This is a genomic window from Rathayibacter sp. AY1H2, from assembly GCF_002931985.1.
GTDB lineage: Bacteria > Actinomycetota > Actinomycetes > Actinomycetales > Microbacteriaceae > Rathayibacter.
The window spans coordinates 30213-43866 of sequence record NZ_PSUV01000025.1 but is presented as its reverse complement, the minus strand read 5'-3'; the positions used below and the strand labels follow the sequence as shown (position 1 = coordinate 43866).

Sequence of the window (13654 nt, the reverse complement as noted above, 5' to 3'; positions counted from 1 at the left end):
TTCGGGGGACATCCCGACCCATCGTAGGCGGGGGTCCTGCGGGGGCCCGCGCCCCGCGCCGGCCCCCGCAGGACCCCCGCCTACGATGGGTCGGGATGTCCCCCGAATCCGCGCTCGCCGCCCCGACCCGCGCGTCCCCGGGCGCCCGGCGGTCGCGGCGCGGGCCGCTCCTCGGGCTCGCCCTGGTCGCCGTCCTCGTGGCGACGCGCCTGCTCGCCCCGGACGCGGCGGGAGACGCCCTCTCGGACGCGGTGCGCGACTTCCTCACCCTCTCGATCAGCGTCGTCATCGAATCGCTGCCGTTCGTGTTCCTCGGCATCGTCCTCTCGATCGCGGTGCAGCTGTGGGTGCCCGAGGCCGTGCTGCTGAGGATCCTGCCGAAGCGGGCGCTCCCGCGGCGGCTCGTGATCTCGCTGCTCGGCGTGCTCCTCCCGGTCTGCGAGTGCGGCAACGTGCCGCTCGCGCGCGGGCTGATCGTCAAGGGCCTCTCGGTATCGGAGTCGATGACGTTCCTCCTCGCCGCGCCGATCGTGAATCCGATCACCATCGTCACGACCTACCAGGCCTTCGGCTGGGCCGACGGGATCCTCGTCTGGCGCGTCGTCGGCGGCTTCGCGATCGCGAACCTCGTCGGCTGGATCTTCAGCCGCCACTCCGAGCCGATGAGCCTGCTCACCGACCGCTTCCGCGCGGCGTGCGAGGCGGGCGAGCGGCCGTCCCGCTCCCTCCGCGACCGCTCCCGGCGCAGCGTGCTGCTGTTCGCCGAGGAGACCGGGGCGATGATGCCGGCGCTGTTCGTCGGCGCCGCCATCGCGGGGCTGATCCAGGTCGGCGTCTCGCGCGACGTGCTGACCACGCTCGGCGGCGACCCGCTCTGGTCGGTGCTGGCGCTGATGGTGCTCGCCTTCGTCATCTCGATCTGCTCGAACGTCGACGCGTTCTTCGTGCTCTCGTTCGGCTCCACGTTCCTGCCGGGAGGCATCATCGCGTTCCTCGTCTTCGGTCCGATGATCGACGTCAAGATGCTCGCGCTGCTGCGCACCACGTTCTCGGCCGCGACGCTGGTGCGCGTCACCGTGCTGGTCGCCCTCGCCGCGGCCGTGCTGGGACTGGCGGTGAACTATGCGCTCTGAGCGCCTCCTCGCCCGCTGGAAGGGCGTCGTCCTCAGCCTGATCGGCGTCGTCTCGACCCTGTGGCTCGCGGCGACCGGTCGGCTCGGCCTCTACATCCACCCCCGCTACTTCGAGTTCTCGGTGGTGCTCGCGGTGATCGCCGGAGTGCTGCTGATCGCGGCGTTCGCGGTCGTGCCGGGCGCGGAGGAGGACGCCCACGAGCACGAGGACGACGTCGAGCACCTCCACGCCCCCGCACCCGCCCGCCCCTGGCGCCGGGTGGTCGCGGTCGCGGCCGGAGTCGCGGTGATCGCCTCCGCCGCCGTCGCCCTGCTCGTGCTCCCGCCGGCCGCCCTCACCGCCTCGACCGCGACGCAGCGCGAGGTCAACACCAGCGCCGTCGACGCCTCCGTGACCGCCGTTGCGCCCACCGGCGACACGGCCTCCTTCAGCGTGCGCGACTGGGCGACCCTGCTGCGCCAGGGCGCGAGCGAGCAGTTCCTCGCCGGCCGCACGGCCACGGTGAGCGGATTCGTGACCCCCGACGCGTCCGACCCCGAGAACGTCTTCTACATCGCCCGCTTCGTCGTCACCTGCTGCGCGGTGGACGCCCAGCCGGTGGGCGTGCCGGTGTATCAGGCCGGCTGGGCCGACACCTGGTCGGAGGGGCAGTGGCTGGAGGCGAGCGGCGGCTTCGGCGCGAACCCGAGCGTCACCAGCGCCGAGGCGGTCGTGCTGGAGCCGGAGGCGCTCACTCCGATCGACGAGCCGGCGATGCCGTATGTCTACTGAGCGCGGCGCGAATCCTGAGCGCGGCGCGTCTCCCGAGCCCGGCCCGTCGCTTGAGCCCGGCGCGTCTCCCGAGCCCGGCGCGTCTCCCGGCGGCGGCACGTCGGCGCAGAGCGGGCGACGGTCCGATGGCGGCGCGCGGCGGGCTCCCGGCCTCGACTCCGCAGGCGCCTCCCGCTTCCCCCGCCTGTTCTGGGCGGTCGTTGCGGTGCTCGTCCTCGCGGTCGGAGGCCTGACCGCCGCCACCGTCGCGAAGGGGCCCCGGGTCGCGTCCCTCGAGGTCAGCACCGACGGCGTGGTCGAGCGCGACGGCTCCCGAGCCCGCCTGCACCTCGACCAGGCGCTCGAGCCGGATGCGCTCGACCGCGTCCGCGTCGCTCCGGACGCCCCGCACACCGCCGAGCTCGACGGCGGCGTGCTCACCGTCACCTTCACCGACACCCTCCGCTACGCCACCCGCTACGAGATCGGGATCGACGACGCCCGCAGCGCCGCGACCGGCTCGGCCGCCGACGTCTCCGCCTCCTTCACCACGAAGGACCCCGACCTCTTCACCCTCGACCGCACCGCCGACGACCCCTCGCAGCCCGACGCCGTCCGCGTCCGCCCGCTCTCCGGAGGCGACGCCCGGGTCCTCGTCACGGCCGACCGGATCCAGGACTACGCCGTCGTCGGCCCGGTGCTGGTCGTCGTGACCATCGAGCCGGACGACACGAACCTCCTCCGCACGGTCACGCTCGACACCGGCTCCGAGGGCGTGATCCCGCTCCCCGGCCCCGGGACCGTGCGCGAGCTGCACTCCTCGCCCGAGAAGGGCGTGCTCGGCTGGACCTTCACGGGGCAGGCGCCGTCGGGCCCGCTCGACCGCGCCCTCTACTCCTACGACCTCACCGACCAGAAGGCCGAGGCGGTCCCCGTGGTCGGGATCGACGGCGGGCCGCTGCGGGCGCGCGACTGGATGTTCGTGCCCGGCACCACCTCGGTCGTCACCCACTCGCTCGACGACACGGTGCTCCTGCTCGACCTGCTGACGCCCGGCTCGATCAGCCCGCTCGGGCAGCACGCGGAGCTGCGCGGATTCGTGCCCGGCGCGAACCGGCTCGTGGTCGCCGATCCGGAGTCGGGCTCGCTGATCGACCTGGCCGACGGCTCGGTCGAGACGCTCGCCCTCCCGCCGGCCGACGTGAGCGCGACCGCGTCGCCCGTGCAGATCCTGCTCCTCGACTCCGGGAGCTACGTCGAGCTCGAGGCCGAGTACGCACCGGAGACGGGCGCGACCCAATACTCCGTCGTCCGCGTCGACGCGTCCGGCACCTCGGAGGTGTTCCGCACCTCGCCGACGGGCCGCATCCGCGGCGTCTGCCTCTCGCCGAACGGGCAGTACCTCGCCGTCGAGACCGTCTCGGTCGAGGGCCGGCCGGACGACTACCCGGGCGAGCCGGGCTTCAGCGCGACCTCGACCGTGCTCGTCGACCTCGGCACCGGCGACACCGCGCGCAGTGTCAACGGGCGCTCGCGCGACTGGTGCGCGTAGGGGGCCGACCTGACGACCGGCTCGTCCACCTGACTGATTGCTGGCGGCCCGGAAGTACCGGATCGTTCAGCAGATCATCGAGAACGACCAGCGCGCCGAGCTTTCGGTCGCGGACCGCACCGCCGCGTGGGCGCAGCTCGCGTTCGAGGGCGTGTCCGCTGCAGCGATCGCCAAGCGCACCGGCACCAAGACCGACGCGGTTAAGAAGGGGCTTGCGGTCGCGGAGTCCGCGACCGTCACGTCCGTTCTGCACGAGCACGAGCTGACCCTTGACCAGGCGGCGGTGCTGTTGGAGTTCGAGGACGACGCCGACGCCCGCGCGACCCTGATCGAGGTCGCCACCCACGACCCGGCCCGGTTCGAGCACACCGCGCAGACCCTCCGCGACGAGGCCGCGCACCAGGGGCTCCTCGCGGCGACCGCCGCCGAGTACACCGGCAACGGCTTCCAGATCCTCACCCGTTCCGACGCCTACGGCGACCAGGCGACGTGGACGCCGGTGCGGCAGCTGCGCGGCGAGGACGGGAAGAGCGTCACCCCCGAGCAGGTCGCGGCCGCTCCCGGCCGCGGAGTGCTCATCGACACCAGCTGGCGCGGTGAGGTCGAGGTCATGCTCCTGGTTCAGGACCCGACCGCCGCCGGATTCACCTACGCCTACGGAACCCCCGAGCAGCCGCAGACCGAGGAGGAGGCCGAGGAGGAGCGGGCCGAGAAGTCCGCGGAGCGGAAGGTGCTCATCGCCAACAACAAGGCGTGGAAGGCGGCCGAGAAGGTGCGCCGCGAGTGGATCGCGACGTTCCTCGCTCGCAAGACCCTCCCGAAGGATGCGGATCGCGTCATCGCTCTCGGTCTCACCGCTCACCGGTTCGCGGTGTCCTCCGGGATGACGGGCGGCAGCGACCTCGCGCACGCGCTGCTGCGCATCGAGCGCCCCTCCGGCTACCGCGCGGACGCTCTCGCTGCGCTGGTCGAGGCGAACCCCGCGAAGGCCCGCCTGGTCGCGCTGGCCGTCGTGCTCGGAGGTCAGGAGGCGCACACGAGCAAGGAGTCCTGGCGCCGCGGCGACGAGCGCACGGCCGAGCACTTCCGCCAGCTCGCGGCCTGGGCATACGCGCTCTCCCCGGTCGAGCAGGTCGTCACCGGCGACAGCACCCCCGCCGACGCCGCAGGGCTCAGCTAGCCCACCCGGCGGGGACCGGCTCGCGCCGGTCCCCGCCCCCTCCTCTTCTCCCACTGCTGCACAGGAAGGCCCGACCATGACCACCACGACCACCGCACCCCGCCCCGCCCACCGCTTCGACCCGTACCAGGAGTGATCGACCTCGAAATCGGATCGCTCCGCTCCCAACTCGGCGCCCGCGGTCAGCCGAAGCACCAGCATCGCCTGCACGATCCACCTCACCCGGAAAGGGGACTTAGTTAGACCGTCTAGAAAATCTAGGCTGTGACCGCTCGATCGGCGATCCCTGGCTGCTGGTCGTTCGAGGTTGGCGCGCGTTCGGCCAACCGGCAGCGAGGGGTGCACCGACCCGAACGGTTGCACCCCTCGCTGTAATTGTGAAGCCACCAGAGCCCGTTGACGAGAGGGCCCGGAGGCGCCGAGACATTTTCGAGGGTCGATGCCGGTGAGGGTCAGGCGAAAGCGCTGCCCGCCAGCGGATGCGCGAGCAGGATCCCCGCGATGAGGACGAGTGCGGCGCTCGGCAGCACGAACTCGACGGGGCGTTTTCCGTGGCGGCTCAGCGCGGAGGGCGCCAGATGGATGAGCACGCCGACCGTGAGCAGGGCGGCGCACGTGAGAAGACCCCATCCGCCGATGAAGAGCAGACTGACTCCCGGGCCACCCGACTCGGGGATCCCGTACCAGACGGCGTCCGCGATCCAGAGTGTCGCGGCGGCGACGCCGGTTGACGCGAGAGCGACCCAGGACACAACGGAGCTAGAGCCGGTCGAGGTCGATCTCCTGGTGTCCACCTGCCGAACGCTAGGGCAGCCGACGGCGCTGGACAACGAAGCCGGAATGAACAAGAGGTGGACGTGAATCCGTCCGGCGACGGACGGCCGTGCCCCCTCAAGGAATTGCCGGTGGACTCCCGAGCGCAGCGTCGTCGTGTCTCGTTGCCCTGCGGTCGGGGATCGAGGAGCGGGGAGGGGGAGGCGCCGGCTGGTGGACCGACAGGTCGGCTTCGCTTGCAGTTCCCGCAGCCGAGGATCGCCATGCTCACCGGCGGTGCCGACTCGCTGCCCGTGAGGGGAGCTCTCGCTGAGCTGGCGGATGAGCCGATCGGCGATCGGGTTCAGCCGGTGAGCCGGCGGACCTGTTCAGCGGAGAGCTGGCGGTCGGCGAAGAGCACGACTCGTGCGGTCGGGTCTGGGCTGTGCGCGTCCGGACCCTCCCATCTGAGCGCGAGGCCGAGTCGCTCAATCGTGCGGCGGGAGCGTGCGTTGCGTTCTGCGACGACCGCGGTGACGGGCAGCTCCGGTCGGAGTAAGTGGGCGAGTTCGATGCCGGTGAGGGCGACTTCCTGCGCGTAGCCCTTTCCCCAGTGGTCGGGGTGGAGGGTGAACGCCACGTTCCAGGCCGCGTCGGAGAGCAGAGTGCATCCGCCCATTCCGATCAGATCCTGGCTGTCGATGGGGGAGTCGCGCCGGCGGATCACCCAGCTGCTGAGTCCGTCCCGTGTCCACTGGGTCCTCCGATACGCGATCACGGCCCGGGTCTGATCGGCGGAGAGATGGAGGAGGAGCGGATCCTCTTCCGCGATCCGCGGATCGGTGTAGAGGCGGAACAGCTCGTCCAGGTCGGTCTCGGCGGGCCGGCACAGTCGGAGCCGGTCGGTGAGCACGTCGAGGTCCCCTGGGGCACAGGCCTGTCCGTCGCTCACGATCATGGGACGAGGTTGCCATGACCCGACCGCTCGACCAGCGTTGAGTGCGCATGTGATCCGGTCGCGCGAGATGGCACGTACGGGGATCGGTGGCCGGAGGTCCTCAGTTGCTGACGTGAGTCAGAGTCCGCGCGTACTCGATCATCGGATGACCACCGAGCGGATGCGGCGCGGGATCCCCGTGAGGCTCGAAGCCGGACGCCTTGTAAAGCCCTTCCGCCCGATCGTTTCCGGCGCGGACGTGCAGCTTCAGGACGAGGTAGCCGAGCTGAGAGGCGGACTGGACCGCGTCGTCGAGCAGTGTCCGGCCGAGCCCGCGCCCTGTCTCGCTCGGTGCGACGGCGAGCAGTTCGAGCAGCGCACTGTGTCGGCCCGGACCATCACCCGTGTCGACGGTGAGAGCGAACCCGAGGGGATCCGAGCCGATGACGGCGAACCGAACGAGAGGCCGGTGGAACTTCGCTCGAGCCCTCTCGGCGACCGCGTCGTCCTGACTGCATCCGTCTCGTGCTCTGAGTGCCTCCAGCCAGAGGTCGATGCAGGGCCCGCGATCGTCAGGCGAACCGGCTCGGATCTTCATGCGCTGAGGCTATCGAGGCAGCCATCGGACATGTTCCGAATCCGAGTCGCGTCCTCGTTGTGGACGCCGGCTCGCCGGCTGACGCTGGACAGCAGCTCGCCGAGGCGTGGTCGTGTCACCGAACGAGACGTCGGGCGAAGGACCGGCACATGCTCCGAGGGGCGGGCGTGCGCGAGGAGCGATTCGTACAGTGGAGGTATGAGTGTGATGAAGGAGACGGGTACCGCGCGGCGGAGCGGACGAGGGTGGACGCGGGCTGCGTTCGTGCTGGGCGTTCTCGCCGTCGTGTCCTACGCCGTCGGATACCTGGCGGTGGCCCACCTGTGGGTGGGCGATCCCCTGGTCATCGGAGTCGCGACCACGCTGCAGTACCTTCTCCCGCTGGCCGGCGTCCTCGTCGGTCATCAGGCGCGACGACACGTCGGTCCTCGCTGGGAGTCGACGGTGGGACTCGTGCTCTCCTACCTCTTCCTGGCCTTTGCCGTGGTGCCGGTCGTCATCGGCTTGGCCGGACTGCTGCTGGCACGCTGATCGATCGACGACCCGGATCATTCAGCGGTTCACGCGATTCGCCGCCGTCTGAACGATCGGCAGCTTCTTCGCACGAAGGGTGGCGGCGAGGAGCCAGCCGAGGAGGGAAGCGGTTGCTGCCGTGACTGCGTATTCCGTGATGAGGCCCGCGGAGGAGGGCCAGGTCGCGTTTCCCGACGCGAGTACCAGCGCGGTGGAGGCGGCGGCGCCGATCACGAGTCCCAGACCCAGGAACGCGGCAGCCCGCCCGACGCGCGGGGTGCGGCGTGTCCGCCGGTCGAGCCAGAGACTCGAGGGAAGCCATAGGAGTGCGCCCGCGACAGTGAACGCAGCTGCCGTGCCCGCGATGAGCCCTGCTGCGGACCCGCCCGATACATCCCAGCTGCCCACAGTTCGCAGCAGCGCAAGGACCGCAACGGCAGGCCACGCCAGAATGCCCCATGCCAGTTCTCGTGTTTCCATGAGCATCATGGTCCGGCACGTCGGTGAACACGCCATGAATCAGAACGTTCAGCACTCCACGATCATGTGTTCCGTAAGGGGATCGTTGAGCGGGCCATCTTCGTCGTCCGCGTGGACTCATCCCTCCACAGGACCGGGGCACGTCTCGGGGCTGAAATCGGAGGTTGCGGTGGTTGCGTCCGGGCAGAGGCCGGTGGTCCAACCGTGATCATCCGCGTAGGAGTTGTATTCGTTTGTCAGAGAGAAGACGATCCCTGCGTTCCAGGGTGCCGTGTAGGCGAAAGAGACGACGGGATCCCCTTCATCCGTGAGAGAACTCCAGGCGAGCTCCGCCTCCTCGCCCGCTGCTGCTGCCGTGTCGAGGCATGCGACCGCGTTGATGGGCACGAGCTCGGTTTGATCAAGCACGAACTCTCCGCAGGTGTCGGCAGCGTTGCCTTCCTGCACGATCAGCGGCGCGTCGCGCGTCGCGCAACGCGCGAGCTGCCCGGATCGGATCACCCTCCGGAGCTGGTGAACCTGAGCACGCGGCGAGCATCAGTGCGCCAGCAGCAATGAGCGCCGTAGCGGCGCAATGCCGTCCCGCCATTCCCTCGCCTGTTCGTTTCACGGCGCCACCGTACTCAAGACCGCGCCTTTGTCTACTTGCAACCGGCAGGCGGGGCCGGCACCGTCCCGTATCGGGATGGTTCACCGGGCCGATCTGGTGCCCGGCCGTGGAAGACTCGTTGGGCCGACGACAGCGGAGCGTGACGCCAGTGACTTCAGTAGTGAGCCTCATCCGCTCCAACAGCCTCTCCGGCGCAGCGCAGTATGCGTACGCCGCGACAGTTCCCGCCGGCTCGCGCATGATCTTCCTCGCCGGAGATGTTGCACTGGACGCGGTAGATCCCCTGCCCCGGAGTTGCCGTCACTTCGTCCCTAGTCTTTTCCTATGAACGCATCGAGCTCATTGCCCTCTCTTGACGGTTACCGCTTCGCGGCTGTCCGCGACACAGTCGGCGGCGAAGTAGGACCTGAGACTGTCTTCGACTACCACGAAGCGGACGGCGAGGTGTGGGCCACCTACGCCGGCGGCGCAGTCCGGCGGGGATTCCTTGTCGGCACTCGAACCGGTGACACGGTGGCGTTCCGCTACTGCCAGCTCAACGAGGACGGCGAGACCTCGACGGGATCCTGCGTCTCCGAGATTGTTCTCGACCCAACCGGGCTGCTTCGAATGAAGGAGACGTGGGCCTGGGAATCAAAACCCGGTAATGGCACCAGCGAAGTCACGGAGATCATCGTCCCTCGCCTAGCATCGGTCGTCACAGAACCCCGAACCCGACCCTTTCACGAGTCGTAGAATGAGTGACAAGTTATAGGACAACACTGCTCGGCGCGCCGCGTTTGTGGAGTTGATCGCTAAGTGGCGGCGTCTCTTGATCGTTGCGTGGCGCTGGTTGCCGATGACGAGGATGCTGGCAGCGGCTTCGATGACGTCGTCGGTGATGGTTTCGAGGTCGTTGATCTTGAGCACGCGGGCTATCTGCGGAAAGAGTCGTTCGAGTAGGCGGAAGTTGCCGCGGGTGATGCGTTCGATGGAGGCGATGGCTTGGGCGTCGGTGAAGTCGTCGGGGTCGAGGGTGCGGCCGAGGCGCTTCCAGTGGCGGTCGAGGACGAAGAGGAGTTCGTCGCGACCGAGGGCGCGGTAATGGTGGGAGAAGCCGAGGCGGCTGTAGAGCTGCGGGTAGTGGCGGAAGCGTTGGTCGATGCCGGGCATGCCGATCAGAATTATGGAGAGGTGTTCGCGGTCGTGTCGGTCGCGGAGCAGCTCGAGTGCGGTGGGTGTGAGTCGTTCGGCTTCGTCGATGATGAGTAGCTCGACGAGGTGAGCCACTGGTCGTGCTTTGAAAGGCGGGTCAGGTTCGAGGGAGCGCAGATGTTCGTCGGCGCAGAGGCCGACTTTGATTTGCCAATGGTCGATGTCGTGCATGAGGTCTTTGGGTCGGCAGAGTACTTCGGGTGTGTAGAACACGGTGCGGGATCGGTTGGCGAGGGCGTAGTGCTTGGCGTCGTGATCTCCTCGCGGGCCCCATTCGTTGATGTAGGGCTCGAGAGCGTCCCAGTTCGCATAGCGGCGGGCGGAGTTGGTCTTGCCGACACCAGCATCACCGTGACAGATGCCGATGGTTCGTTCCTTGCGGACGGCGTTGGCGAACTCGGTGAAGCGTCGGTGCTCTTTGGTCACGATGAAGGCCTGGTTCATCACTCGTCCTCTTCATAGGTGCGCAGCCGGCGCCGATGGGGAACGGGCGCGACGCTGTGCGGCTCCTCCCGGACGGTGGCGGTGGGAATGCGGTCGTTGATGACGTGCCGGAGTTGTCGTCGGCGGGCGCGGCGGGCGGCTTCGATGTCGCGGAGGCTGAGTCGGAGGTTGGGGTGAGCTTCGTCGACGGCAACACAGACGAAGGTGTCGCGGTCGTAGACCCGGATCTCTGAGACGTCACGTGGGTCATATCGAATCGTGACGGTGTGCCCGACGAAGGGTGCGAGCGTCGGGGCGAGGTAGCGCTGGCCCTGGAAGTGAACGCCATCGCGCTGCACGACGCGATTCTTCGGAACAGTGAGAAGAAGCCCATCGAGCTGTTCGAGGCCGTCAGGCATACGCGGGAGCCAGCCGTCAGCAACCCATGCGTCTCGCGGAGAGGCTTCGAGCTCGCGATGCGGGCGCTCGTTGTAGGTCCTGACGAAGGCGCCGATCGCCTGGTCGAGGGCCGCCAGATCAAGTACTGGGTGGGGGCTTCTGCTGCCGGGCCCGAGGTGCCCCGGGAGGGTAGCGAGGAGTTCGGTGTTGATGGTGCGGAAGAAGCGTTCGATCTTGCCGCGGCCCTGGGGTCTGCCGACGATGGAATGGATGATGCGGATGCGCAGCTCGATGGCGGTGCGCTCGAGGTGGTGGCTGGTGAAGTCGGAGCCGTGGTCGACGTGGAGAACGTCAGGTATCCCGCACATAGCCCACGTCGGGTCGGGCTTTCTCCAGATCGCCTGACGGAGAGCAAGTGCTGTGTTCATCGCGGACGGTGCCCCGGCGAAGACGATGTAGCCGCAGATCGCGCGCGAATAGTCGTCCATCACGATCGTCAGCCACGGCCGATCGGGCGCGCCCCCGGTGCCCATGATGAGGATGTCGAGTTCGGTGTGATCCGCCTGCCACATGTGGTTGGGACGTTCGGCGCGTCGGCGAAACACCAGCTCGTGCTTGTCTCGATAGGCGGCCGGTCCTTCCAACGCGAGTGTTACGAGCGCCGGGTCTAGAGCTTGCACGATTTCCCTGACGGTGGCGTAGCTCGGCGCCGACAGGCCATGATGATCTGCTTCAGCGCTTGCTAGGCGGTGCAGCGTGGTCAGCGCTGGTCGCGGCCTGCTCAAAGCCAGTCGTTCGATGAACGCCACGAGCTCAGGCGGCGTTCGACGTACACCAGCGTCCGATCGCTGGTGCGGATCGAGAGCAGTGACGCCGCTTTCTCGGTAGAGCTGATGCCAGCGCTGTAGTGTGCGGAGGCCGATGCCGATGTCTCGTGCGAGGGCGGCGAGGGGTATCTGATCTTCGACGTGAAGTCGGAGAATTCGCCACCGCTCGTCACCGTCCATGGCATTTGCTACATGGCGGTGCTCTCGCGGCCGGCGAGGGCTTGCTGGTGACGGTAGAGGGTGGCGCGACTCCAGCCAACGAGTCGTGCTGCGTCTTCGGCGGTGCGGCCCTTCGCTCGAGCATCGGAGGCGATGGCGAGCTTGTCGGCGATTACTGCAGGATCGGACAGTGGGCGGCCGAAGCGTGTGCCGTTCTGCCGCGCCGCTGCGATCCCCGCATTCACCCGCTCGACGATCAGTTCGCGCTCGTACTCGGCGAGGGTGGCCAGCATGTCGAGCATCAGCCGGCCCGTCGACGCCGCCGGATCGATGCCATCAGAGATAGACCGGACGTGGATGCCGCGGTCACGCAGCAGGTTCACCGTGTTCAGGACGTCCATCAAGGAGCGGCCAAGCCGATCAACTCGCCACACGACCACGGTGTCACCGGACTCTGCATGCTCGAGGAGCTTCTTCATCCCTCGGCGCTCGATCGCGGTCTTGCTCCCGGAGGTGACATCAGCGAACACGTCGCGCTTTTGAACGCCGACAGCCACCAGCGCGTCGAGCTGCAACTGCGCATCCTGACTCGATGTGCTCACGCGGGTGTATCCAAGAAGTCTCACTCGACCAGTGTGACTCACAAACCCCTCGCAGTCATGACCCTGAGACGGTTTCTGTTGAGACGCATTTTCGAGACATCTGCGACCTCGGAATCGCGCGGAGCCGACACCGCGACAGCGATGCCGACCGGGCGTCTCAGAAAGCTGTTGTTTTCCGAGATGCAGTTGATGTTGCAGGTACGGTGTCTCCGTGCCGAATAGTTTCGCTCCCGTGGACCCCGTCGCGCTCGCGCAGTCTTTGATCCGATGTGCTTCGGTCACCCCGAGCGACGACGGAGCCCTCGATGTCGTGGCAGGCGTACTTGAGAGCCTTGGCTTCATCGTTCATCGGCTGGACTTCGATGGCACCCCGAATCTCTACGCCCGCCGAGGAATCGACGGACCGCACCTGTGCTTCGCCGGTCACACCGATGTCGTTCCCCCAGGCTCTAACGAGTGGAGCTCCGACCCCTTCGATGCGACACTCCGCGACGGGACGATCATCGGTCGAGGTGCCAGCGATATGAAGGGCGCCATCGCCGCTTTCCTCGCAGCGGTCTCGCAGACGCAGCCCGAAGTGCTCGACCTTGGGTCGGTCAGCCTCCTGATCACCGGAGACGAAGAGGGGCCGGCCACGGGTGGCACCGTGCGTGTGCTCGAGTGGCTCGCCGATCGCGGCGACATGCCGGACTTCACCCTTGTCGGCGAAGCGACGAACCCGGAGCGGATCGGCGACGTGATCAAGATCGGACGGCGCGGAAGCCTTAACGCCAACCTGACGGTGCGCGGGTTCCAGGGGCACGTTGCCTACCCCCACCTCGTCGACAACCCGGTGCACCGCCTCATCCGCGTTCTCAACCGACTCGCCACAACACCACTCGACGAGGGGTCCGAGTGCTTCGAGCCGTCGAGTCTCCAGATCACCACGATCGACGTCGGCAATGCGGCGAACAACATGGTGCCCGCCGAAGCAACCGCGCATCTGAACATTCGCTTTAACGACCTTCATTCAGCCGAGAGCCTCGAGGGCTTGATCCGCCGGGCGGCAGAAGAGTTCGCAACCGACTTCACCCTCTTAGTCGAGGTAAGTGGCGACCCCTTCATCACTGCTGGATCGAGCCACGTCGCGCTGTTATCCGAGGCGGTAACATCCGTGACCGGGCGAACTCCCTCGTTGGATACCGGCGGAGGAACTTCCGATGCGCGATTCATCGCCCACTATGGCGAGGTCGCCGAATTCGGCCTCATCAGCAGCACAATCCATCAGATCGACGAACACGTCGTGGTAAGCGATCTGCAGCAGCTCACAGTGATTTACCGCACGTTTCTCGCGAAATTCCTGACTCGCTGAAATCCTCGGTGATCCGACGCACGCGTAGCGCGACGTCAAGGAGCGATCAAAGACTGCCGCCACAAAGCGATCAACTCCACACCCATGTGCTCATTGCTTCATTTACTCATTTGAGTTCCGGTCGGCGCCGTGCCGAAGGGGTGGTTGCACTCAGTCTACGGACGGGGCCGCCCCCGCCCTCCGATCCATTGA

General features: G+C 67.8%; 14 protein-coding genes and 1 pseudogene. 7 read left to right on the top strand and 8 right to left on the bottom strand.

What is annotated here, in order from left to right; translation table 11 throughout:
- Nucleotides 1-95 precede the first annotated feature (95 nt).
- The 4 genes from C5C29_RS15235 to C5C29_RS15220 all read left to right on the top strand — a co-directional run bounded on the left by C5C29_RS15235 (nt 96) and on the right by C5C29_RS15220 (nt 4616).
- The gene (locus C5C29_RS15235; RefSeq protein WP_104308531.1) at nt 96-1133 is read left to right on the top strand and encodes a permease; all 1038 of its coding nucleotides are present in this window, start codon (nt 96-98) and stop codon (nt 1131-1133) included.
- Nucleotides 1123-1905, top strand: a complete 783-nt coding sequence (locus tag C5C29_RS15230) for a TIGR03943 family putative permease subunit (RefSeq protein WP_104308530.1) — start codon at nt 1123-1125, stop codon at nt 1903-1905. Before C5C29_RS15235 ends, C5C29_RS15230 begins: the two co-directional genes overlap by 11 nt.
- 205 nt (nt 1906-2110) lie before the next feature.
- Nucleotides 2111-3436, top strand: a complete 1326-nt coding sequence (locus C5C29_RS15225) for a hypothetical protein (RefSeq protein WP_104308529.1) — start codon at nt 2111-2113, stop codon at nt 3434-3436.
- Nucleotides 3437-3473: 37 nt separating this feature from the next.
- Nucleotides 3474-4616, top strand: coding sequence for a hypothetical protein (locus tag C5C29_RS15220; protein ID WP_104223379.1), 1143 nt, complete (start codon nt 3474-3476; stop codon nt 4614-4616).
- A 452-nt stretch (nt 4617-5068) separates the two neighbouring features.
- Here the strand turns inward: C5C29_RS15220 and C5C29_RS15215 are convergent, their stop codons facing one another.
- The 3 genes from C5C29_RS15215 to C5C29_RS15205 form a co-directional block, all read right to left on the bottom strand.
- Nucleotides 5069-5368 carry a hypothetical protein gene (locus tag C5C29_RS15215; protein ID WP_104223378.1) on the bottom strand — a complete coding sequence of 100 codons (300 nt, stop codon included), beginning with the start codon at nt 5366-5368 and terminating at the stop codon, nt 5069-5071.
- Nucleotides 5369-5733: 365 nt separating this feature from the next.
- The gene (locus C5C29_RS15210) at nt 5734-6327 is read right to left on the bottom strand and encodes a GNAT family N-acetyltransferase (protein WP_104223377.1); all 594 of its coding nucleotides are present in this window, start codon (nt 6325-6327) and stop codon (nt 5734-5736) included.
- 100 nt (nt 6328-6427) lie between these two features.
- Nucleotides 6428-6904, bottom strand: a complete 477-nt coding sequence (locus C5C29_RS15205) for a GNAT family N-acetyltransferase (protein WP_104223376.1) — start codon at nt 6902-6904, stop codon at nt 6428-6430.
- Between the two features lie 198 nt (nt 6905-7102).
- On the opposite strand from C5C29_RS15205, the gene C5C29_RS15200 reads away from it, so the two are divergent.
- Complete coding sequence (locus tag C5C29_RS15200) at nt 7103-7435, top strand: hypothetical protein (protein ID WP_104226378.1); 333 nt, start codon at nt 7103-7105, stop codon at nt 7433-7435.
- 21 nt (nt 7436-7456) lie between these two features.
- On the opposite strand, the gene C5C29_RS16905 is transcribed toward C5C29_RS15200, so the two are convergent.
- Together C5C29_RS16905 and C5C29_RS15190 are read right to left on the bottom strand one after the other, a co-directional pair.
- Nucleotides 7457-7897 carry a hypothetical protein gene (locus C5C29_RS16905; RefSeq protein ID WP_146082238.1) on the bottom strand — a complete coding sequence of 147 codons (441 nt, stop codon included), beginning with the start codon at nt 7895-7897 and terminating at the stop codon, nt 7457-7459.
- 117 nt (nt 7898-8014) lie between these two features.
- Nucleotides 8015-8398, bottom strand: a complete 384-nt coding sequence (locus C5C29_RS15190; protein ID WP_104308528.1) for a hypothetical protein — start codon at nt 8396-8398, stop codon at nt 8015-8017.
- 433 nt (nt 8399-8831) lie between these two features.
- Here C5C29_RS15190 and C5C29_RS15180 point away from each other — a divergent pair, with 433 nt between their 5' ends.
- Nucleotides 8832-9242 carry a hypothetical protein gene (locus C5C29_RS15180; RefSeq protein WP_104223373.1) on the top strand — a complete coding sequence of 137 codons (411 nt, stop codon included), beginning with the start codon at nt 8832-8834 and terminating at the stop codon, nt 9240-9242.
- A 96-nt stretch (nt 9243-9338) separates the two neighbouring features.
- On the opposite strand, the pseudogene C5C29_RS15175 reads toward C5C29_RS15180, so the two are convergent.
- The 3 genes and pseudogenes from C5C29_RS15175 to C5C29_RS15165 all read right to left on the bottom strand — a co-directional run.
- Nucleotides 9339-10145: pseudogene (locus C5C29_RS15175) on the bottom strand (AAA family ATPase); the annotation flags it as partial.
- On the bottom strand, nt 10145-11530 hold the full coding sequence (locus C5C29_RS15170) for a Mu transposase C-terminal domain-containing protein (protein WP_104308526.1): 1386 nt from the start codon (nt 11528-11530) through the stop codon (nt 10145-10147). The pseudogene C5C29_RS15175 and the gene C5C29_RS15170, both read right to left, overlap by 1 nt.
- A gap of 8 nt (nt 11531-11538) precedes the next feature.
- Nucleotides 11539-12135 carry a recombinase family protein gene (locus C5C29_RS15165; protein WP_104308525.1) on the bottom strand — a complete coding sequence of 199 codons (597 nt, stop codon included), beginning with the start codon at nt 12133-12135 and terminating at the stop codon, nt 11539-11541.
- A 208-nt stretch (nt 12136-12343) separates the two neighbouring features.
- Here C5C29_RS15165 and dapE point away from each other — a divergent pair, with 208 nt between their 5' ends.
- Nucleotides 12344-13462 (top strand): succinyl-diaminopimelate desuccinylase, encoded by a 1119-nt coding sequence (dapE, locus tag C5C29_RS15160; RefSeq protein ID WP_219813010.1) that lies wholly within the window; start codon nt 12344-12346, stop codon nt 13460-13462.
- Nucleotides 13463-13654 lie beyond the last annotated feature (192 nt).

Coding starts and splice junctions, on each gene's coding strand:
- C5C29_RS15200 (WP_104226378.1), top strand. CDS start 7,103: ATGAGTGTGATGAAGGAGACGGGTACCGCGCGGCGGAGCGGACGAGGG.
- C5C29_RS15170 (WP_104308526.1), bottom strand. CDS start 11,530: ATGGACGGTGACGAGCGGTGGCGAATTCTCCGACTTCACGTCGAAGAT.
- C5C29_RS15230 (WP_104308530.1), top strand. CDS start 1,123: ATGCGCTCTGAGCGCCTCCTCGCCCGCTGGAAGGGCGTCGTCCTCAGC.
- C5C29_RS15210 (WP_104223377.1), bottom strand. CDS start 6,327: ATGATCGTGAGCGACGGACAGGCCTGTGCCCCAGGGGACCTCGACGTG.
- C5C29_RS15235 (WP_104308531.1), top strand. CDS start 96: ATGTCCCCCGAATCCGCGCTCGCCGCCCCGACCCGCGCGTCCCCGGGC.
- C5C29_RS15180 (WP_104223373.1), top strand. CDS start 8,832: ATGAACGCATCGAGCTCATTGCCCTCTCTTGACGGTTACCGCTTCGCG.
- C5C29_RS15205 (WP_104223376.1), bottom strand. CDS start 6,904: ATGAAGATCCGAGCCGGTTCGCCTGACGATCGCGGGCCCTGCATCGAC.
- C5C29_RS16905 (WP_146082238.1), bottom strand. CDS start 7,897: ATGGAAACACGAGAACTGGCATGGGGCATTCTGGCGTGGCCTGCCGTT.